Origin of the sequence: Bacillus infantis NRRL B-14911, assembly GCF_000473245.1 — a bacterium.
In the GTDB taxonomy this organism is placed as follows: Bacteria; Bacillota; Bacilli; order Bacillales; family Cytobacillaceae; genus Bacillus_AB; species Bacillus_AB infantis.
Window position 1 is genome coordinate 215,959 of the sequence record NC_022524.1, and the last position, 19,228, is coordinate 235,186.

Here is a 19,228-nt window from a genome sequence, read left to right on the forward strand (position 1 = left end):
TACCATGAAAAAGCTTTATTCATTATTATTCAGCATGCTTTTGGCTGCTGGTGTTCTGTCAGGCTGCGGCGATTCAGCGGCAGAGCCTGAAAAGGACAATGGCAGCAGCACTGAACAGACAGAGACTGAAACAGAAAAAGCAGAATTTCCTGTTACAATCACAGATGCCGCCGGTGAAGAAGTTGTCATTGAAGAAAAGCCGGAGAAGATTGTTTCTCTGATTCCAAGCAACACGGAAACAGCGTTTGCACTTGGTCTGGGAGAAGAAGTGGTTGGGGTATCTGATTTTGATAATTATCCAGAAGAAACAGCAGATAAAGAAAAGATCGGCGGAATGGAGTTCAATGTTGAAAAAATCATCTCCCTTGCTCCAGACCTGGTTCTTGCACACGCTTCAAGCGCACATAATTCAACTGCAGGATTGCAGCAGCTGAAAGATTCAGGAATCGCTGTGCTGGTTGTCAATGATGCCCAGAGCTTTGAACAGGTATATGAGTCGATCGAGATGATCGGTACCGCTTCAGGTGCAAAGGAAGAAGCAGAAGAAGTGATTGCCGGCATGAAAGAGAAGATAGAGGCAATCAAAGAAAAAGCTGCTGGCGTAACAGAAAAGAAGAAAGTGTTTGTAGAGGTGTCTCCAGCGCCGGAGATTTATTCGCCTGGGAAAAATACATTCATGGATGAAATGCTTACGATGATTAATGCAGAGAATATTGTAAAAGAAGAAGGGTGGCCAAAGGTAGATCCTGAAGCCATCATCAAGGAAAATCCGGACGTGATCATTTCCACTTCCGGCTACCGCAATGAAGATGCTGTGGCAGAGGTGCTCGCCCGTGAAGGCTGGCAGGATGTAAATGCCGTTAAAAACAAGCAGGTGTTCAGTGTGGATTCAGATACAGTAAGCCGCTCCGGCCCAAGGCTTGCTGAAGGAGTAGAGGAATTTGCCAAAGCTGTCTATCCGGACGTATTTAAGTAAGAATAAGCTGTCAGCCTATGTGCTTGCAGCCGCTTTCCTTGTCCTGTGCATGCTGGTGGGGATTTCAATCGGTACAGTCTCTGTGCCGATTCCTTCTATCATTAATATAGTTGGGTCTAAGCTTCTGCCGATTCAGCTTGATGCTTCAGTTGACCCGATGCACAGCAATATTGTGATGAATATCCGCCTGCCCAGGGTCATTCTTGCCGGACTTGTAGGAGCTTCCCTCGCCATTGCGGGGGCAGCCTTCCAGGGCCTCTTGCGGAATCCGCTTGCAGATCCTTATACACTGGGGGTTTCATCCGGTGCGTCTGTCGGTGCAGTGCTGGTGCTTTTTTTTCAAATATCAATCCCGTTTGCCGGCCTCTTTACACTGCCTATTCTCAGCATGGTTTTCTCATTCCTGACTATATTCGCCGTGCTGTTTTTTGCAAGAAGAATTGACAGGGCCATGAAGGTGGAAACTATCATTTTAACAGGTATCATTGTCAGTTCTTTTCTTGGTGCGCTCATTTCGCTCATGATTGCCCTGACTGGAGAAGAGCTCAGGCAGATCATCGGCTGGATCATGGGAAGCGTTTCAATGAGGGGATGGGCTTATATACGCATCATCCTGCCGTTTTTCATTATAGGAAGCCTTCTGTTGATGATGAATGCGAAAGAGCTGAATGCCATGTCATTTGGAGAAGAGCGTGCACAGCATCTGGGCGTAAATGTGCAAAGAAGAAAAATGATGGTTCTTGTGGCTGGTTCCATTTTAACAGGCGCAGCCGTCGCGGTGTCAGGCACCATCGGCTTTGTCGGCCTCGTCATCCCGCATCTGACAAGGCGGCTGTGGGGGCCAGACCATATCCACCTGCTGCCTTTGTCGATGCTGACCGGCGCAGGCTTCCTGATTCTTGCCGACCTGGTCGCGCGGACGGTCATCTCGCCAACAGAGCTGCCGATCGGCGTCATTACGAGCATCATCGGAGCGCCTGTGTTTGCACTCATTTTGCTGAAAAGAAGAAATAGGAGGGCTGTCTGATGCTGAGCATACAAGGATTGACCGGCGGCTACGCAGACGAAAGCATTATTAAAGAGGTCAGTTTTTCAGTGAAAAAAGGGGAGCTGTTCGGCATCCTGGGCCCAAATGGAAGCGGAAAGACAACTCTCTTAAAAATGCTGAGCGGCATCCTCTCCTATAAGAGCGGGAGCATTTCTGTCAAAGGCAGGCCTTTGACGGAGTTCTCTGTGAAAGAGCTGGCAAAGGTCATTGCGGTGCTGCCGCAGCATTCATCACAGTCTTTTTCTTATACAGTCAAAGAAACGGTTTCTTTAGGCAGGTATGCCCATCAGAAGGGGTGGTTCCAGACCTGGTCTGAAGAGGATGAAAAGACCGTCCAGCGCGTGATGGAACAGACGCGGGTCGCAGGATTCAAGGACCATTATATCCATGAGCTTTCCGGCGGGGAGAGGCAGAGGGTATTCCTTGCCCAGGCCCTTGCCCAGGAACCTGAGATCCTGCTCCTGGATGAGCCGACCAACCATCTGGATCTATCATTCCAGAAAGAGCTGCTTGACCTGCTGCGTATATGGGCGAAGGAATGCGGGATGACCGTTATTTCCATTTTCCATGATCTGAATCTTGCGGCGCTGTATTGCGACAGGCTGCTTTTGATGGAGAACGGGAAGGTTGTCGCGGCAGATGTCCCGAATGAAGTGCTCCATGAGGACCGGATCCGCACAGTCTATCAGACGGATATTATGAAGCATGCACATCCTGCCGTCCCTGCCCCGCAGATGGCAATTCTGCCAGGGGACCTGACTGCTGAACCGGCCATTATCGGCGAAAAAGATGTCCAGGTGTATGAAGACCATGTGCTTGTAAATTCTCCTTTCCCGCTCCGTACGATGTCATCGGGGGTGGCAGGAGCCGGGGTAGGCTGGCACAGGCTGTTTGTTAACCGCCAGGTGCCGAACACTTATGACTGCAGTGACCACCGGGCAGAAATGAAAGAATATTTGCGGGAAAAGGGCTATGAGCCAGGCGAGACGGTCGGCATGATGACAGCCGTCCAGGTGGCCGACGCTGCCTACAGGCTCTATGAATCCGACGGTTTTTCTCTCCTTGCAGTTGTCACCGCGGGAACAGGGAATGCTGTAGACGCTTCCCAAAGCGGCCTGCACAGCTTTGAGTTTTCCCCAGGCACGATCAACACATGGATCTTCATCAACGGAAATCTTACAGAAGAAGCGTTCATTCAAAGCATCATGACAGCCACGGAAACAAAGGTGAAGGTGCTTCATGACCATGGTGTTGAGGATAAGGTGTCAGGCACTCTGGCAACAGGCACTAGCACAGACAGCATCCTGATTGCTGCGGCCCAATCAGGGAAAAGGCTGGAGTTTGCAGGAACGATTACACCGCTTGGCAAGCTGATCAGCAAAGCCGTATATGACTGTACAGCTGAAGCGCTCCACAAATACCGGAAGAGGGTGTCATCATGATGGTTTATCATCTGGCTGCCCTTACCCTTGCGTTTCTGCTGGATCTGCTTATTGGAGATCCACCTAAATGGCCCCATCCAGTCCGGTGGATCGGGTCATTTATTCTATTTTTGGATAAAAAATGGAACCGGGGCGGCAGGCGGAAGCTGAAAGGGGCCATCATGGTCCTGGCTGTCCTTGGTACTGTATTCCTTGCTGCAAGTGCCATCACATACTCCGGCTATTACATCCATCCGCTGGCAGGAATCATAATCGAAGCCATCCTCATTTCCACCACCATCGCGCAAAAAAGCCTGAAGGAAGCGGCGCTTGAGGTCTATGGTCCGCTTCATAGAGACAACATGCCCGAAGCACGCCTGAAGCTATCCTATATAGTCGGCCGTGATACAGAAAAGCTGGAGGAGCCGGACATTGTAAGAGGAACAGTAGAAACGGTTGCAGAAAATACGAGTGACGGGATCACTGCTCCTCTATTTTGGGCGCTCATCGGCGGAGCACCTCTGGCTCTCTTATATCGTGCAGCCAATACTTGCGACTCTATGGCAGGCTATAAGAACGAAAAGTATCTTGCGTTTGGCTGGGCCTCTGCCCGGCTCGATGATCTGCTGAACTTTATCCCGGCCCGGCTGACCGGCCTCCTGATGCTGCTCGGAAAAAAGCCCGAGCATACCAGCTTTAAGAAAGCATGGAACATTCTCATCAGGGACAGCAGGAAGCACCCGAGCCCGAACAGCGGCTGGGGAGAAGCGGCAGCTGCTGCCTTGATGGGTGTGCAGCTCGGGGGCATCAATTACTATAAAGGGATCGTCTCTGACAGGGCAAGAATGGGCGACCCTGTCGCTGTCCTGGAAAAAGGCCATATATTGTCGGTTATTGAGATTATGAATAGGACGTCTTTATTATTTCTATTATTCTTATGGCTGGGGGGAATGCTCTTTGAATTGGCCGTCACATGGATCTAATCCGCAGCATTTATTTAAGGCACTTGGGCTGCCGGAGCCATCGGAGCTGCTGGATTTCAGCGCCAATATCAATCCTATGGGGCCGCCAGAACGGTTAAAGGCAGACTGGCATTCATTTTTCAATGAGCTGCCTGTTTACCCGGACCCCTTTGCAGCAGAACTGACTGCCAGGCTGGCTCAAAAGGAAGGCATCGCCGGAGAGTATGTACTGGCCGGGAACGGGGCATCAGAGCTGATCAGTCTGGCAGCAAGGCTTCTGGCCGGAAAAAAAGTCATGATTGTTCAGCCGGCTTTCTCTGAATATGAACAGGCCTGCAGAGTGAATGATTGTGACATCAGCTATTTTCAGCTGGAAGAAGGAGGCTGGGAACTTGATACGGCAAAACTCTGTGAGGCAGGAGGGAAAGCGGATGCCCTGTTTCTCTGCAATCCGGCTAATCCGACAGGCAGATACTATGGCCGTGCAGAAATCGTTTCATTATTAGAGGGATGTCCCGAAACACTCGTCATCGTAGATGAGGCTTTCTATGATTTTCTGCCGGATTATGAATCTCTCGTGCCGCTGCTCTCAGAATACAAGAACCTCATGCTTCTTCGCAGCATGACAAAAATGTTCAGCATTCCGGGTCTGAGGCTCGGCTATGTGCTGGCAGAACCTGAGCTGATCAGGGGAATGGCCCGCTTTCAGTACCATTGGAGCATCAACTCCGCTGCCCAGCAGGCAGGGCTGATTTGTCTGGATGAAGATCTATACATAGAGGAAACACAAATTTATATGGAAAAAGAAAGAAGCAGGCTCTTTAACTTCTACAAGGCCAAAGGCTTGCTCGTGTCCGAATCGAAAACCAATTTTTATCTGCTCCGTGACCCGGAGCTGGGTGACCAGGAAAAATTGTTCTTCTTTTTGCTGGAAAAAGGGGTTGTCCCGCGCCATACCTATAATTTCCCCGGCCTTTCAGGGCGCTGGCTGCGGTTTGCCGTCAAAGGGAAAGAAGACAATCAGAAGCTGATGGAGGCGATCGACGAATGGAAAGGTCAGAAGGACTGATATTCATTACAGGAGGCGTCCGCAGCGGCAAAAGCACCTTTGCGGAAAAAACAGCAGAGTCCCGAGCTGCCGCCTCCAATGGCCGTCTTCATTATATTGCCGCAGGGAAGAGCTCGGATGAAGAAATGGCCGAGCGGATCCTGCTGCATCAAAAGCAGCGGGATGAAAGCGGCAGCGGTTGGAGGACCTGGGAACAGCCTGCAGGAATAGGGGAGCTGTCTGCAGCTTTTACAAAGCGGGATGTGCTGCTTCTGGACTGCCTGACCACTCTGTTGAATAATGAATTATTCGGGACAGGCGGCAGATGGGAGAGTCCGGAGTTTCAGGAAGCGGTCAAGGAGCGGATCCTTACTGATATCCACTCTCTTAAAGAGAGTGCGGCGGCATTAATCATTGTCAGCAATGAAGTTAAGTATGAACCGATTGAAACAGGGAGTGTGTCCCATATATACGCCAGGCTGCTTGGCCGGCTTCATCAGAGGATTGTGGGAATGGCAGTCCAGGCTTATCTTGTGGAAGCGGGAATACCGCTTCTTATGAAAGGAAGAAAACCATGAAAGGCATCATGATACAGGGAACGGCTTCAGATGTGGGGAAAAGCTTTATCGCTACTGCTCTCTGCCGACTGCTGTCCAATGAGGGCCTCAGGGTGGCGCCGTTCAAGTCGCAGAATATGTCCAATAATTCCTATGCGACGGCGGACGGCAGGGAAATCGGCCGGGCGCAGGGCATCCAGGCAGAAGCGGCAAGGACCGAGGCAACAGTCTGGATGAACCCGATCCTGCTGAAGCCGAAATCTGATATGAGCTCAGAGGTGGTCCTGCTTGGAAAGGCAGTTCAAACCTATTCCGGCCGCAGCTACCGTGAGAATTTCTATGAAAAGGGCCTGGATGTAATCCAAAAATCATTGAAAAAGCTTGAAGCCGATTTTGATGTCATTGTTGCAGAAGGTGCCGGGAGTCCGGTGGAAATCAATTTGAAGGACAGGGAGCTTGTCAACATGAAGGTGGCCGATCTGGCTGACATCCCGGTCATCCTGACAGCGGATATCGACCGTGGAGGCGTGTTTGCAAGCATCATCGGCACCCTTGAGCTGCTCACGACTGAAGAAAGGGAGCGGGTAAAGGGTTTGATCATCAATAAGTTCAGGGGCGACCCGGATTTGTTTGCGGACGGCATCTCCTGGCTGGAGGAGCGGACAGGGATTCCTGTTCTTGGCGTGCTGCCCCATTTTGATAACCATATGATTGATGGAGAGGACTCCCTTTCCCTTGAGGACAGCTTTTACAGGAAACAGGGAGGGAAGATTGATATTGCGGTAATCAGGCTGCCGTATATATCAAATTACAGCGACATTGAACCGTTTCTCTATGAAGAAGACGTGTCGGTGCGCTGGGTGAAAAATGCTGCTGAGCTGGGCAAGCCGGATGCCATCATCATCCCGGGGACGAAAAGTACAATCCATGATCTGCAGTTTTTGAAGGCAGCCGGCCTGGACCGTTCTATTATCCGTCTTGCCGGGGAGGGCTGCAGGATTGCCGGAATATGCGGCGGCTACCAGATGCTAGGGGAGCAGCTGTATGATCCTGAAGGGACCGACAGCGGTACGATAGGCGTGAAAGCAAAGGGGCTGGGCCTCATAGCGGCTGATACGACCTTCTTCAGAGAAAAAATAACCGTCCAGGCGAAGGGTTCGTACATAGCATCCGCCGGGTTTGGCAGCGGCAGTGTTGAAGGCTATGAGATTCACCTTGGCCAAACAGCCAAAAAAGGCATAGATGCAGGCAGGAGTTTATTTTTGATGGAAGATGGCCGGGAGGAAGGCTATAGCGGCAGCGGCGGAAAGGTCATCGGGACCTATCTTCATCATGTTTTTCATAATGACGGCTTCAGAAACAGGTGGCTTGGCAGCATCCGGAAGGAAAAAGGCCTGCCGCAAAAGGAGCCTGTACGGATCGGAGACATGAAGGACGAACGCTTTGAGAAACTCGCCAATGAGGCAAAGCAGCATCTTCAGTGGGATAAAATCAAAGAAATTATAGGATATGAAAATACATGAAAACCATTAAAGGATTTTTGATCAACATTCAATTTTTCACAAGCATTCCGGTGCCGATGCAGATACCGATGGATAAAGTCCATTTGAAAAGGGCCGTGATCACTTTTCCAATTCTCGGGCTTCTCCAGGGACTCTTTTACAGCCTGGTGCTGTATGGATTCCTGGAATGGACCCCGTTTTCGCAGCTCGCCTCGGCATTTGCCCTATGGCTTGCCATAATTATCCTGACAGGAGGAATCCACCTGGACGGCTGGATGGATGCGAGCGATGCCTTCTTCTCTTATCAGGATCGGGAGAAGCGGCTCGAAATCATGAAGGATCCCCGCACAGGTGCGTTCGGCGTCCTTTCAGTCATTGTGCTTCTTGCCGCACGCTTTTTGTTCATATATGAAATAGTGCTTCAGCAACAGCCGGAGACATATTGGCTCATTGCCCTGATTCCGTTTCTCGGAAAGCAGATCATGGGCGTGCTCCTGATGCAGGTGCGACCGGCAAAGCCTGAAGGACTGGGGGCAATGTTTCAAAAAGCTGCCAGTGCCAGGGATTTGGCCTTTTACCCGGCGGCAGTGCTGCTGGTGTTCGTGTTGTATGCTATGGCAGATATCAGCCTTGCAGTCCATGCGGCGATTCTGCTGTTGGCAGCAGCAGGTTTTCTGATGTTTGCCGCTGTAAAGTCGGTTAAATGGTTTGGCGGAATTACAGGGGATGTGCTGGGTGCATCTGCAGAAGGAGCTGAATGCTTTTTATGGATGGTACTGTGGCTGTTACATTATTTCGCCATGTCCTGACAGAACAAAACAGGCACAAAGCCTATCTCGGCTGGTCAGACTCTGCCTTATGCCATGAAGAGAAACGAAGATTTGAAGGCTGGGCCCGCTCCCTGCCTGAATTTCCTTTCATTTTTTCAAGCGATCTGGGACGCTGCCTCGAGACTGCCGGTCTTTTGCCCGGAGGAGATGCTCTCAAGCTGAAGGAGCTGCGGGAAATAAATTTTGGCAAATGGGAAGGCGGTGTCTATGAAGAGCTGAAGAATGATCCTGCCTACCAGGCCTGGCTCAATGATCCTTTTACCGCCCCGATACCGGAAGGCGAGGATTATGGGCAGTTTTCTGAAAGGGTCAGGCATGGCTGGGAAAAAGTCAGGACCATCCTGATCCGGCATGAAGGAACAAAAGCTGCTGTCGTCACGCACGGCGGGGTGATCCGGCAGCTGTTGACAATGCTTGCCCCAGAGGAAAGGCCGTTCTGGGAGTGGACAGCCCCGCATGCCGGCGCCATCACACTTATCTGGGAAGACAATGGGTTCAGGAGGGGTGAAAGATGCACTTTATTATTGGAGGAAGCTTCAACGGGAAAGCTGCCTGGGTGAAGAGGCAGTATGCAGAAGAAAAGGCTTCCTGGCATAGTGCTTACAAGGGCGTGCGGTTGCCTGAAGCTGCTGATGCAGCGACAGACTGTGTCATTCTGGAAGGAATCGAACAGTGGATCCGCGAAGATATAAAGAGAATGGATAAGGATCCGGCAAGAGCCCTGTGGAAGGAGCGGTTAGATGATTGGCTCCGCTGGGAAGCTGGTGTGCAGGAAAGAAAACTGGTGCTGATCGGGACAGATATCACAAAAGGGATTGTACCGATGGAAAAAGAAGACCGGGATTGGCGGGATGCCGCCGGGTGGATATTCCAGGATGCCGCAGCAGCTGCTGAAAGGGTCGATCTGATCTGGTATGGCATCAGCCGGAAATTAAAATAAAAAGATAGGGGAAATGAAGATGAGGATTTATACAAGGACAGGCGACAAAGGGCAGACAAGCATCATTGGCGGCCGGGTGGATAAAGACGATGTCCGGGTTGAAGCGTATGGCACGGTTGATGAGGTGAACTGCTTTGTCGGACAGGCCATGACTGAGCTGGATGGGGAAGTATTCAAGGATGTCCTGGATGATCTGGAAAAGATTCAGCATGAGCTGTTTGACTGCGGAGGAGACCTGGCCAATGTGTCGGCTAAAAGGGAACTGAAGCTTGGGCAGGAATCCATCGATTATCTGGAAAGCAGGATCGATGAATTCATTGAAGAGGCGCCCGAGCTAGAACGCTTCATCCTCCCTGGAGGTTCAAAGCCTTCTGCTTCCATCCATATAGCAAGGACGGTATCCAGAAGGGCAGAGCGGCTCATCGTCACACTCATCAAAACAGAAGAGAAGGTTCCGGAAGTTTGCCTGCAGTATATGAACCGCCTCTCTGACTACTTCTTCGCATTGGCGAGGGTGATTAATTTCCGCCTTCAAGTGAAGGATGTGGAATATGTTCGCAGTGCGAAGGTTTTCCGCGGCGGAAAGCGCAAGGAGAACTGATTGTGAAAAATAAAAAGATGATGCTGGCTGCCTTGTTCATTGCTTTTTCAGCCATTGGGGCAGCTGTCAAAATTCCGGCGGTTATAGGGAGTGTGGCACTCGATTCCTTTCCAGCCTTAGCTGCCGCTGCCCTGCTGGGGGGCGGAGCCGGCAGCATTGTGGCCGGGCTCGGCCACCTCCTGTCGGCACTGGTCGGCGGGATGCCGCTCGGACCGCTTCATTTTCTCGTTGCTGCTGAAATGGCCGTTCTGGTCTGGGTGTACGGAAAACTGTGGGGAAGCGGCCGGAGGAAGATGGCCTTCGTTATTTTTGCAGCAGGCAACACATTTGCAGCGCCGCTCCCGTTCCTTTTTTTAATGGGGACTGGTTTTTATATCGCAATTGTGCCTTCCCTTCTGATAGGATCAGTCCTGAATGGTATTCTGGCTTTCTGGGCAGTCCCTCGCATCAGCCGGGTGCTTGGTGAGAGGCAGAGGGAAGGGAATGTGCCGGAATGAGGGACGTATTATACATACCAGGCGGAAACGGAGAAACTCTGGTCATCAGCAGCGACAACAGCGGCGGCATCGGCCTGAAGGAGGCTGACCATGTAAAGGTCCCGTATGATACGGTTGCTTATTTTGCTTTTCGCACGGCTGTCATGGAAAATCTTTCAGCCGGCGGTGTTCCTTTTGCAGCCGTCCTGCACAATTTTGCAGGGGACGAACATTGGCATTCGCTTGCCGGGGGCATTGAGAAGGGTGCAGAGGAAGCGGGGATTGTAGACTTAACTGTCACAGGAAGCACCGAAAGCAATTTTGCTCTCCTTCAAACGGCGGTCGGGCTGATCATTATCGGAAAAATGACAGGCAGCCCTGAAGCTCTGCCCCTTTATACCGGCCGGGAGAAGCTGGCGGTTATCGGGCTGCCCCTTGTCGGCGAAGAGGTCCTGGACAAAACAGGGGCGATTGCACCGCTTTCGCTATTCAAAGAAATCACCAGGATGGATGGAGTCCGTACGCAACCTGTCGGCTCGAAGGGAATACTTTATGAGCTGAACCAGCTTTTCTCCAATAGGGAGTTCACTGGAGATGAATTTTCCTGCAAGGGTGTGGACCTGCTGAAATCAGGAGGGCCATCCTGCTGCTTCATCGCTTCCTACCCCAGGGAGGTTGAGCAGGAAATCCTGATGAAGGCGGGAAGCTTTCATCATCAGCTGGAGATCAACTAGAGGAGGAATGAAACTTGCTTGATTTATATTTTGTAAGGCATGGTGAAACGGAATGGAATAAATCGGGACGGATGCAGGGCAGGCTTGATTCGAATTTGACTGAAAAAGGGCTCGGGGATGCTGAAAGGCTTCGGGAATATTTGGGTGAGATGCAATTTGACGAAATCATTTCAAGCCCAAGCTCCCGGACCATCCAGACAGCCGAAAAGCTTGCCGGAAGCAGCACTGCGTCCATCCGTACGGACGAAAGGCTGATGGAAATCCATCTGGGCCAGTGGCAGGGAAAAACAGGCGACGAAATAAAGATGCTCTTTCCTGAACAATATGGCTATTACTGGAACGAGCCGGAAAAGTTTGAGAACCCGGAGGGAGAAACCTTCCTGGATGTGAAAACCAGGCTGGCCGGGTTCCTGCAGGAGCTGGGGGCCAGCCGGGGCACAGGGAAAATCCTGATCGTCACCCACGCGGTTGTCATCAAAACGGCAGTCATGCTTGCCAATAAGGTGACAGTCAATGAAATATGGGAACCCCCGTTCATCCATGGCACAAGCCTCACCCATATGACATACAGGGACGGAGAGCTTGAGCTTGTACTCGCCGGTGATCTTTCCCATATCGGAGTGCCAGGCTGAATGCTGGTGAAATATATCAGGTGCGGGGTTGACTCAGCTTCCAGGGAAGAGTTCAGTCTCGCCCAAATGGGATGGGAGCCATTGAAGCACGTCCCCGGTTTTATCCGGCAGTTCGGCGGCTGGACCAGACCGGAAGGGGATGCCGATGCTGTTATCTTCGGTTTGTGGGAAAGCAGGGCAAGCTACGATTATTTTATGTCTAATCTGCATGATAGTCTCATAGGTGCGTCATCACAAATGAGATACTTGCAATCTTTTTCGGCGGCGCTTTTTGAGGAGGATGAGGATATTGTTCACAGGCATGCAGCGAGCAGTGAACTTCTCGATTCCTTTGGGGCACGGCTGGACATTCCGGCTGGTGAAGTAGAGCTTGTCGGGGAGTGGGAAGTACGGGCAGCAATCAGCTGAGAGTCTAGGACCCTCAGCTTTATTTTAGTGGGAATTCAAAGCCGGTATACGTTGAAACATGGGTAAATCCAAGGCGCTCTGCAACAGCGATGGAAGGCTTGTTCATTTCCATGCAGTCCCAATAGGCAATTATCTCTTTTTGCAGACATTCTTGTACAAACTTGCGGGCTAAGCTTTGCGCTAATTTCTTTCCTTGATGGGGCTTGAGTGTTTCAATATCAATTCCGTGGACGTTCCCCACAACAAATCCTGAGAAGCAAACACTGATGATTTCATCTTTATGTATAGAAGCATAGCCTATTCCTTCTTTTAAAAATGTATCGGGTGCTGGCCAGTACAGGCTAATCTTATCCTGAAGGAATTTGTTTTTTCCTTTTTCAAAATGTTCCTTCTTGATTCTTATGGTTTCATAGCCTTCTTCATCAGAGTCGTCAAAGTCATCAGAATAGCTGCCTGGCTTTAATTTATATACTCTTTGCTTCCAGCTGCCAAGTTCCCGGCGGGCAAAAGCTTTTTCCATCGTCTTATTCCATTCATCATGATTGCCAATAGCTTCGAACCATTCTAACTGAACTTTCATTGCCTCGGTTTTAATCACTCTGTCTATAAAAGCATTTAAAGCTCCGTTAAAATTTTCATTGTTTTCATCACCAATGAAAATAAAGCCGTCATTATTCCCGAGCCAAATAAGACCTGTGGTAGGGGCGAGTCTATCGTCTGCAAAAACCCTTCCTGCACTGGCCCCTTCTATTACTGCGGCAGCTTCTAATTGCCCTTCCGGGTGAAGCAGCTTCCTGCATCTGCTGAATTCCTCTTTATCCAGTTCCGTAATCATCATTAGCATCCTCCTGTTAAAAAAACACTATCATATTTTCCCTTATTTTAGTGAGGCAGCAGAAACAATTTTCTCTATTGAATACAGGGATTCATTTTGTTATAATTCTAACTAACGATAGTTAGGAAGGATGAGGAAGGATGACCTCACAGCAAATCAAACAAGCAGCATTAAAGCTTTTTGCTGAAAAAGGATACGAGGGAACGCCGCTGTCTGCCATCGCCAAGGCGGTTGGCATAAAAACCCCTTCTTTATATGCGCATTTTCCATCAAAAGAAGAGCTGTTCCTGTCGGTTTTCCGGGATACGGTTTCCTTGGAGCTGCTCACCATTAAGGAAGCCATGGACGATCAAAGCTCTGATAATGCTCTTGATACGATCAAGGCAATTTTTGATGCGCTGACCGAGTTAAGGGAAGAAAATGAGAATATCCAGTTTTTTAAGCGGGCGATATTTTTTCCGCCGGCTGATCTCGGTCCCAAGCTGAAAGAAGAATTTTTTGAATATGAAAAGCATTCCACTGACATGCTGCAGGGCTTATTTGAGCACGGTAAAAAAGAGTCGATGTTCACGGCGGTCGGAAGCGGCGAAATGGCTGCAGCATTTTATTGCCTGATTGACGGGCTTTTGGTCGAACAGCATTATTACAGCCAGGAGGAATACAACAAACGGAGAGAATCGGCATGGAAGATCTTCCTAGCCGGAATCATCATGAAGAAAGAAGGGTAGCATCCATGCCTTGGATTTATTTATTTGCAGCAGGAATATGCGAAATAGGGTGGGCCTTCGGGCTTAAGTATTCAGAAGGATTCACAAAGCCTTTGCCGGCGGCCATCACCATTATATTGATTATCATCAGCTTTATGCTGTTCTCAAATGCGATGAAAACCATCCCGATCGGAACAGCTTATGCAGTATTCACCGGGATTGGAGCGGCAGGGACTGTAATTGTCAGTATGATGTTCCTCGGGGAGCCGGGCGGGGCTGTGAAGCTTTTATTCCTGGCGCTGCTGCTCGGCGGCATCATCGGGCTGAAAATGACCTCCAAAGAAGAAGAGACAGAAAAGGGGGCTGAGTAGGCATGTCATGGTTTTATTTAGTATTGGCGGGATTCGGTGAAATAGGATTCGTCATTTTCATGAAGCTGTCTGAAGGCTTCACAAGAAAAAAATATACACTCTTATCCGGTTTATCTGGCTTCATCAGCTTTTATTTTCTTTCCCGGGCACTGCTGGAGATCCCGATTGGCACAGGCTACGGAATCTGGACCGGAATCGGTGCAGCCGGAAGCGTGCTGCTCGGCATGCTATTTTTCGGTGAATCCCGGGATTGGAAACGGGTTATATTTATCGGGATGATCATTGGCGGGGTTATTGGCTTAAAGACAATCAGCTAGGAATAAGGCAGCAGCTTTCGTATGAAGGCTGCTGTTTTTTATTTGCAGAATACTACACAGATGTATTAAAAAAATCTCAAAATAGGTTGAAATCGTTTTCAAAATGGAGTATATTCAATTTACAGTTAATTACCGAAACGTTTCGGATAACGGGAGTTTTATAATATGACGACAATAAAAGATATTGCTAAAGCAGCTGGAGTTTCGGTTACAACTGTCTCCCGGGCTTTAAATGGTTATTCAGATGTAAATGAGAAAACCCGAGAAAAAATAATGAGCGTAGCCAAAGAATTAAACTACAGTCCAAATACCCTTGCAAGAAGTCTGGTAATGAATAAATCAAAAACAATTGGTCTTCTTGTTTCCGGACTTAACAAAGGGAGCGTAAAAGACAATTTTACCTTTGAAGTGCTGTCCGGGGTCAATGACTATGTCAGCGAAACAGATTATGATCTTGTTCTCTTCAGCACAACTTCCATTAAACAAAGGGAAAAGACGTATACACAGCTTTGCAGAGAAAGAAGAGTAGATGGAGTAATTATGCAGGGAATCCGTACGGATGATCCTTATCTTCAAGAGGTGGTTGAAAGCGATATACCGTGTGTTCTCATTGATATACCCATTGAGACTGATACAGCAGGATATATAACAACTGACAATAAGCTTGGTGCTAAAAAGGCAATCGAGCATTTAATCAGGCTTGGGCACCGAAATATTGCTATGATTAATGGCCACGAATATGCATTTGTAAGCCAGCAGAGGCTGCAGGGGTTTGAAGAAGCAATGCAGGGTGCAGGATTGTCGCTGAATAAAGAATGGATCGTCAATGGAGAATTTAATGAGGAAGCTGCTGAGTCAGCAGCCGTAAAGCTTCTTAAAGAACACCATGAGATTAGCGCCATTTTTTGTGCGAGCGATTTAATGGCACTGGGAGTGATGAAAGCTGCCAAAAGGCTCAATCTTCAGGTGCCTGAAGAACTTTCCGTAGTTGGATATGATGATATCATGCTATCATCATATGTTTCCCCTCCTCTAACGACCATTGCCCAAAATAAGTTTTTAATGGGTTATGAGGCTGCCAAAATGCTTATTAATACACTGGAAGAAAAGGAAGAACCGCATGTTGTTACACTTGATACAGAACTTAAGATAAGGGAAACAACAATGAAAATTAGAGAAAGATGACGGTCTGTTACTGGGACCAATCTTTTTTTTCACAAAAATCCGAAACGTTTTGGAAAACGCTTCTAATTAATCTGGAAGCATTTTAAATGCATTTTAACCGAAACGTTTCGGAACGCCAGGAGGACCTTATGGATTACAGAGTAATTAAGGAAAATGATTTATTTCTACTAACAGACAGCAAAGGGAATATCCCTGAAAACCACTCATATGGCCTGGGGCTCTATACAAAGGATACGAGATTCCTGAGCAGGCTGGATATCAGGATAAATGGTGAAGAGCCTATCCTATTATCTTCAGACGCAGATGAAAATTATATGGCAAAAATACTTCTCACAAATCCCCATATGGAAAAGGACGGGGAGCTGATTCTCTGGAGAGAATCGGTTGAGATTGAAAGAGTCCGATTTATTTATGAAGAGGTTCTTTATGAAACAGTTAAACTAAAAAACTACTTCCCAAAAGAAATTGAATTTAATTTCAGCCTTCGAGCTGATGCTGATTTTGCTGATATGTTCATTGTAAGAGGTTTTCAAAACGGCGACATCGGGAAGAGGACCGGCCAGACCTGCGGCAGACAGAACTTGAGCTTTCATTATGAAGGTGCAGATGGGCTTGAACGCAGAACCAGAATTTCATGGGATAAAGAGGGTGCAGAAGTTGAAAGTTCAGGGGAAGTATCCTTCCGCTTTAAGCTTCAGCACCTGGAGGAAGAGGCTGTTACTTTTGTGATCGAGCCGCAAACAGGGCAGGAAGCAACAAAAGAAATCCAGCCTGCGGAAAAAGCGAAAGAGCTGCTGCGGGATTCTTATCAGAAATGGAATGATGAGACCACGAAGGTAGAAACCGATTATGAGCCCCTCCAGCGCCTTGTTGACAGAGGAATTGACGACCTTCGCGTGCTGTTAACAGACCTGGGGCACGGTGAATTTCCGGTTGCCGGCCTGCCGTGGTTCGGTGTGCCCTTCGGCCGTGACAGCCTGATTGCAGCTCTGCAAATGCTGGCTTTCTGCCCCGAGGTTGCAAAAGGGACCTTGCGTACGATGGCAAGCAGGCAGGGAGATAAACTCGATCCATGGAGAGATGAACAGCCTGGGAAAATCATGCATGAGCTTCGCTTTGGGGAACTGGCCAATACAGGTCAAATTCCATTTACACCCTATTATGGCACGATTGATGCTACACCACTGTTCCTTATGCTTTTGACAGAGTATGTAAAATGGACTGGGGACATCACCATTGCTGATGAGCTCGGCGAAAATATCGAAGCTGCCCTAAACTGGATTGACGAGCATGGAGACAGGGATGGGGATCTTTTTGTGGAGTATCACCAGGAGTCCAGCAAAGGAATTGCCAATCAGGGCTGGAAGGATTCAGGGGATTCCATTGTACACAGGAACGGGGAATATGCAAAAACTCCTATTGCACTGAGTGAAGTCCAGGGCTATGTCTACCAGGCGAAAAGAGGTATCGCTTCCATCTATGAACAGCTAGGCAAAGAAGCAGAGGCCGTAAAACTTAGAAATCAAGCTGAAAAATTGAAGGAAAAATTCAATGAAGCCTTTTGGATGGAAGATCAGCAGTTTTATGCCATAGCACTGGATGAAAAGAAGCAGCAAGTTGGCACCATTACTTCCAATCCTGGCCACACCCTTTTTTCCGGAATAGTGGAGGGAGAGCGCGCAGATGCTGTCTCTGACATGCTGGTTTCTCCAAAGATGTATTCCGGCTTTGGGGTGCGTACGATGGGTGAAGGCGAAGCCGGCTATAATCCGATGAGCTATCATGATGGCAGCATCTGGCCACATGATAACAGCATGATTCTTTTAGGGATGAGCAAGCTTGGTAAAACAGCACATGCCAGCCAGGTCATGGAGGGGCTGATCAAAGCCTCTGCCAGTTTTGAGTATGACCGGCTTCCAGAGCTGTTCTGCGGATACGATGCTTCCAGGGGAAAAGCAGTTAAATATCCGGTTGCCTGTTCCCCGCAGGCGTGGGCGGCCGGAACTCCGCTCGTATTCATCCAGGCCCTGCTCGGACTATTCCCTGACAGCTTAAAGGAGGAGGTAAGAATGTCTCCTTCGCTTCTGGAAGGAATGAATAAGCTGACTGTCCGGAATATCAAGATCGGAAAAGGGCTTTTATCGCTGCAGGCAGCGAGAACAGAGAGCGGCGTAAAGCTTGAAATTACAGAAAATACGACTGGCTATCAAATAAACATCCATTAATCTTAACGCGGAGATATCCTCCGCTTTGGATAAATCCAAAAATGAAAGGGGTTTCTTTCTATGTTGAATAAAAAGCTGCTGGCTGGAGCCAGTATGGCCGCAATGTTGTTTGGAAGCATTCTAACAGGATGCAGCGGAGGTGACTCATCCAAGGAGACATCCACAAAGGATGGGGAAAAGGTTGAAATTACACTTGCCGGGTGGGGATCATCCCCCGAGGAGTCAGAGCTTTTGAAGCAAGTGCTTGCGGATTTTGAGGAGTCTCATCCAAATATTAAAGTTAAGCATGAAGTCATTGCTGATCAATATATGGATGTTATGAAAACAAGGCTCATTGGCGGAGAAGGGCCGGATGTTTTCTATCTGGATGCCTTTGAAGCACCAGGATTGATCGAAACAGGAGTTCTGGAGCCGCTGGATGAATATGCCGGGGAAGATTTCGATGTGGCGGACTTTGAAAAACCGCTGCTGGAAGCATTCCAGAACGATGGAAAAACCTACGGATTCCCTAAAGGCTACTCTACCCTTGGTTTATTTTATAACAAAAAGATGTTTGCTGATGCAGGTGTAGAAGTGCCTAAAACATGGGATGAACTGAGAGAGGTATCAAAGAGTCTCACAAAAGGCAAGGATGTCTATGGATTCGGACAGAATCCAGAGCTGGCAAGGACCTATTTCATCGCTAATTCAAGCGGGGGCCAGGCAGTCAAGGAAAACAAAGCCAACTTCACTGACCCTAAAGTTGTAGAATCGCTTCAGCCGTATGTCGATCAGCATTTAGTTGATAAAACAGCAGCACAGCCAAATGAAGTAGGAGCTGGCTGGACGGGAGAAATGTTCGGGCAGGGCAAAGCTGCGATGGTTATCGAAGGAAACTGGGCTATCCCTTTTCTGGATAGTACCTTCCCTGATATTGATTACGGAATCGCTGAGGTTCCTTCAATCAATGGAAAACAGGGGACAATGGCTTTCACCGTTTCTTATGTAATGAATGCGGCATCTGAGAAGAAAGAAGCTTCATGGGAGCTCATTTCCTATTTGACTGGAAAAGAAGGCATGGAGACATGGACCAGCAAAGGCTTCGAGCTTCCTTCCAGGAAGTCTGTTGCTGAAAAGCTCGGATACGACAAAGATGAATTGCGCGGTGCATTGGTAGCAGGAGCTCCATATGCAACAGTTTGGGCAGATGGAACAAACCTGCCTATCATCTTCAATAACTTTAATAACCAGTTTGTTTCTGCTTACCTAGGAGAACGCCCACTGGATGAAGCCTTAAAAGAGGCTGAAGAAACCGCTAATAAAGAAATCGACGCCCAATAAGGCAGCAGGGGAGGTTTTTCCTCCTCTTCTTCCATTCTTGAATTCTTTGTGCTGATGTTCAAAAAGAACATCAGCAGACAGAGTTACACAGAATTTGTTTCTTAGGCTCGATACAATAGAGAGTATAGGAGTG

At 48.7% G+C, this 19,228-nt stretch carries 22 protein-coding genes; 21 read left to right on the forward strand and 1 reads right to left on the reverse strand.

The genetic code is table 11. The features are described 5' to 3' along the window. Window positions 1–4: 4 nt before the first annotated feature. Genes N288_RS01235 through N288_RS01305 form a run of 15 tightly spaced genes read left to right on the forward strand, consistent with a single transcriptional unit; the run spans window position 5 to window position 12,135 of the window. On the forward strand, window positions 5–976 hold the full coding sequence (locus tag N288_RS01235) for an ABC transporter substrate-binding protein (RefSeq protein ID WP_022543241.1): 972 nt from the start codon (window positions 5–7) through the stop codon (window positions 974–976). Next, window positions 942–2,003 (forward strand): FecCD family ABC transporter permease, encoded by a 1,062-nt coding sequence (locus tag N288_RS01240; protein ID WP_009795736.1) that lies wholly within the window; start codon window positions 942–944, stop codon window positions 2,001–2,003. Before N288_RS01235 ends, N288_RS01240 begins: the two co-directional genes overlap by 35 nt. Next, window positions 2,003–3,466, forward strand: a complete 1,464-nt coding sequence (locus N288_RS01245; RefSeq protein WP_009795737.1) for a heme ABC transporter ATP-binding protein — start codon at window positions 2,003–2,005, stop codon at window positions 3,464–3,466. Before N288_RS01240 ends, N288_RS01245 begins: the two co-directional genes overlap by 1 nt. Next, on the forward strand, window positions 3,463–4,428 hold the full coding sequence (cbiB, locus tag N288_RS01250; RefSeq protein WP_009795738.1) for an adenosylcobinamide-phosphate synthase CbiB: 966 nt from the start codon (window positions 3,463–3,465) through the stop codon (window positions 4,426–4,428). Before N288_RS01245 ends, cbiB begins: the two co-directional genes overlap by 4 nt. Beyond that, window positions 4,403–5,476 (forward strand): threonine-phosphate decarboxylase CobD, encoded by a 1,074-nt coding sequence (cobD, locus tag N288_RS01255; protein WP_009795739.1) that lies wholly within the window; start codon window positions 4,403–4,405, stop codon window positions 5,474–5,476. Before cbiB ends, cobD begins: the two co-directional genes overlap by 26 nt. Next, window positions 5,455–6,033 carry a bifunctional adenosylcobinamide kinase/adenosylcobinamide-phosphate guanylyltransferase gene (locus N288_RS01260; protein ID WP_009795740.1) on the forward strand — a complete coding sequence of 193 codons (579 nt, stop codon included), beginning with the start codon at window positions 5,455–5,457 and terminating at the stop codon, window positions 6,031–6,033. Before cobD ends, N288_RS01260 begins: the two co-directional genes overlap by 22 nt. Continuing rightward, window positions 6,030–7,535: a cobyric acid synthase gene (locus N288_RS01265; protein ID WP_009795741.1), complete on the forward strand. Its 1,506-nt coding sequence runs from the start codon at window positions 6,030–6,032 to the stop codon at window positions 7,533–7,535. Before N288_RS01260 ends, N288_RS01265 begins: the two co-directional genes overlap by 4 nt. Continuing rightward, window positions 7,532–8,323: an adenosylcobinamide-GDP ribazoletransferase gene (gene cobS, locus N288_RS01270; protein ID WP_009795742.1), complete on the forward strand. Its 792-nt coding sequence runs from the start codon at window positions 7,532–7,534 to the stop codon at window positions 8,321–8,323. The genes N288_RS01265 and cobS overlap by 4 nt, the downstream gene beginning before the upstream one ends. After that, window positions 8,272–8,904 (forward strand): histidine phosphatase family protein, encoded by a 633-nt coding sequence (locus tag N288_RS01275; protein ID WP_022543242.1) that lies wholly within the window; start codon window positions 8,272–8,274, stop codon window positions 8,902–8,904. The genes cobS and N288_RS01275 overlap by 52 nt, the downstream gene beginning before the upstream one ends. After that, entirely contained in the window at window positions 8,856–9,284 is a 429-nt protein-coding gene (locus tag N288_RS01280) for a bifunctional adenosylcobinamide kinase/adenosylcobinamide-phosphate guanylyltransferase (protein WP_022543243.1), read from the forward strand. Before N288_RS01275 ends, N288_RS01280 begins: the two co-directional genes overlap by 49 nt. Window positions 9,285–9,303: 19 nt before the next feature. Next, on the forward strand, window positions 9,304–9,885 hold the full coding sequence (locus N288_RS01285; RefSeq protein WP_009795745.1) for a cob(I)yrinic acid a,c-diamide adenosyltransferase: 582 nt from the start codon (window positions 9,304–9,306) through the stop codon (window positions 9,883–9,885). Between the two features lie 2 nt (window positions 9,886–9,887). Beyond that, complete coding sequence (locus N288_RS01290) at window positions 9,888–10,382, forward strand: ECF transporter S component (protein ID WP_009795746.1); 495 nt, start codon at window positions 9,888–9,890, stop codon at window positions 10,380–10,382. Next, entirely contained in the window at window positions 10,379–11,095 is a 717-nt protein-coding gene (locus tag N288_RS01295) for a hypothetical protein (RefSeq protein WP_009795747.1), read from the forward strand. Before N288_RS01290 ends, N288_RS01295 begins: the two co-directional genes overlap by 4 nt. Before the next feature lie 14 nt (window positions 11,096–11,109). Then, window positions 11,110–11,727, forward strand: a complete 618-nt coding sequence (locus N288_RS01300) for a histidine phosphatase family protein (RefSeq protein WP_009795748.1) — start codon at window positions 11,110–11,112, stop codon at window positions 11,725–11,727. Further along, complete coding sequence (locus N288_RS01305; RefSeq protein ID WP_009795749.1) at window positions 11,728–12,135, forward strand: YdbC family protein; 408 nt, start codon at window positions 11,728–11,730, stop codon at window positions 12,133–12,135. A gap of 19 nt (window positions 12,136–12,154) precedes the next feature. Here the strand turns inward: N288_RS01305 and N288_RS01310 are convergent, their stop codons facing one another. Next, entirely contained in the window at window positions 12,155–12,970 is an 816-nt protein-coding gene (locus N288_RS01310; RefSeq protein WP_035403465.1) for a GNAT family N-acetyltransferase, read from the reverse strand. A 140-nt stretch (window positions 12,971–13,110) separates the two neighbouring features. Between N288_RS01310 and N288_RS01315 the strand changes: the two genes are divergently transcribed. The 6 genes from N288_RS01315 to N288_RS01340 all read left to right on the forward strand — a co-directional run bounded on the left by N288_RS01315 (window position 13,111) and on the right by N288_RS01340 (window position 19,095). After that, window positions 13,111–13,698 (forward strand): TetR/AcrR family transcriptional regulator, encoded by a 588-nt coding sequence (locus N288_RS01315; RefSeq protein WP_009795751.1) that lies wholly within the window; start codon window positions 13,111–13,113, stop codon window positions 13,696–13,698. A 5-nt stretch (window positions 13,699–13,703) separates the two neighbouring features. Then, window positions 13,704–14,048, forward strand: coding sequence for a DMT family transporter (locus tag N288_RS01320; RefSeq protein ID WP_009795752.1), 345 nt, complete (start codon window positions 13,704–13,706; stop codon window positions 14,046–14,048). A gap of 2 nt (window positions 14,049–14,050) precedes the next feature. After that, window positions 14,051–14,365 (forward strand): DMT family transporter, encoded by a 315-nt coding sequence (locus N288_RS01325; protein WP_009795753.1) that lies wholly within the window; start codon window positions 14,051–14,053, stop codon window positions 14,363–14,365. A gap of 165 nt (window positions 14,366–14,530) precedes the next feature. Beyond that, window positions 14,531–15,550, forward strand: coding sequence for a LacI family DNA-binding transcriptional regulator (locus N288_RS01330; RefSeq protein WP_009795754.1), 1,020 nt, complete (start codon window positions 14,531–14,533; stop codon window positions 15,548–15,550). A 128-nt stretch (window positions 15,551–15,678) separates the two neighbouring features. Continuing rightward, complete coding sequence (locus tag N288_RS01335; RefSeq protein ID WP_022543244.1) at window positions 15,679–17,775, forward strand: amylo-alpha-1,6-glucosidase; 2,097 nt, start codon at window positions 15,679–15,681, stop codon at window positions 17,773–17,775. 60 nt (window positions 17,776–17,835) lie between these two features. Beyond that, entirely contained in the window at window positions 17,836–19,095 is a 1,260-nt protein-coding gene (locus N288_RS01340; RefSeq protein ID WP_009795756.1) for an ABC transporter substrate-binding protein, read from the forward strand. The last annotated feature ends 133 nt before the right edge of the window (window positions 19,096–19,228 follow it).

Excerpts from the sequence above, each read along its gene's own strand:
- N288_RS01285 (WP_009795745.1), top strand. The coding sequence starts at position 9,304 with ATGAGGATTTATACAAGGACAGGCGACAAAGGGCAGACAAGCATCATT.
- N288_RS01280 (WP_022543243.1), top strand. The coding sequence starts at position 8,856 with ATGCACTTTATTATTGGAGGAAGCTTCAACGGGAAAGCTGCCTGGGTG.
- N288_RS01245 (WP_009795737.1), top strand. The coding sequence starts at position 2,003 with ATGCTGAGCATACAAGGATTGACCGGCGGCTACGCAGACGAAAGCATT.
- N288_RS01265 (WP_009795741.1), top strand. The coding sequence starts at position 6,030 with ATGAAAGGCATCATGATACAGGGAACGGCTTCAGATGTGGGGAAAAGC.
- N288_RS01325 (WP_009795753.1), top strand. The coding sequence starts at position 14,051 with ATGTCATGGTTTTATTTAGTATTGGCGGGATTCGGTGAAATAGGATTC.
- N288_RS01260 (WP_009795740.1), top strand. The coding sequence starts at position 5,455 with ATGGAAAGGTCAGAAGGACTGATATTCATTACAGGAGGCGTCCGCAGC.
- cbiB (WP_009795738.1), top strand. The coding sequence starts at position 3,463 with ATGATGGTTTATCATCTGGCTGCCCTTACCCTTGCGTTTCTGCTGGAT.
- N288_RS01235 (WP_022543241.1), top strand. The coding sequence starts at position 5 with ATGAAAAAGCTTTATTCATTATTATTCAGCATGCTTTTGGCTGCTGGT.
- N288_RS01295 (WP_009795747.1), top strand. The coding sequence starts at position 10,379 with ATGAGGGACGTATTATACATACCAGGCGGAAACGGAGAAACTCTGGTC.
- N288_RS01305 (WP_009795749.1), top strand. The coding sequence starts at position 11,728 with ATGCTGGTGAAATATATCAGGTGCGGGGTTGACTCAGCTTCCAGGGAA.
- N288_RS01315 (WP_009795751.1), top strand. The coding sequence starts at position 13,111 with ATGACCTCACAGCAAATCAAACAAGCAGCATTAAAGCTTTTTGCTGAA.
- cobS (WP_009795742.1), top strand. The coding sequence starts at position 7,532 with ATGAAAACCATTAAAGGATTTTTGATCAACATTCAATTTTTCACAAGC.
- N288_RS01310 (WP_035403465.1), bottom strand. The coding sequence starts at position 12,970 with ATGATTACGGAACTGGATAAAGAGGAATTCAGCAGATGCAGGAAGCTG.
- N288_RS01335 (WP_022543244.1), top strand. The coding sequence starts at position 15,679 with ATGGATTACAGAGTAATTAAGGAAAATGATTTATTTCTACTAACAGAC.
- N288_RS01275 (WP_022543242.1), top strand. The coding sequence starts at position 8,272 with ATGCTTTTTATGGATGGTACTGTGGCTGTTACATTATTTCGCCATGTC.
- N288_RS01320 (WP_009795752.1), top strand. The coding sequence starts at position 13,704 with ATGCCTTGGATTTATTTATTTGCAGCAGGAATATGCGAAATAGGGTGG.
- N288_RS01330 (WP_009795754.1), top strand. The coding sequence starts at position 14,531 with ATGACGACAATAAAAGATATTGCTAAAGCAGCTGGAGTTTCGGTTACA.
- N288_RS01340 (WP_009795756.1), top strand. The coding sequence starts at position 17,836 with ATGTTGAATAAAAAGCTGCTGGCTGGAGCCAGTATGGCCGCAATGTTG.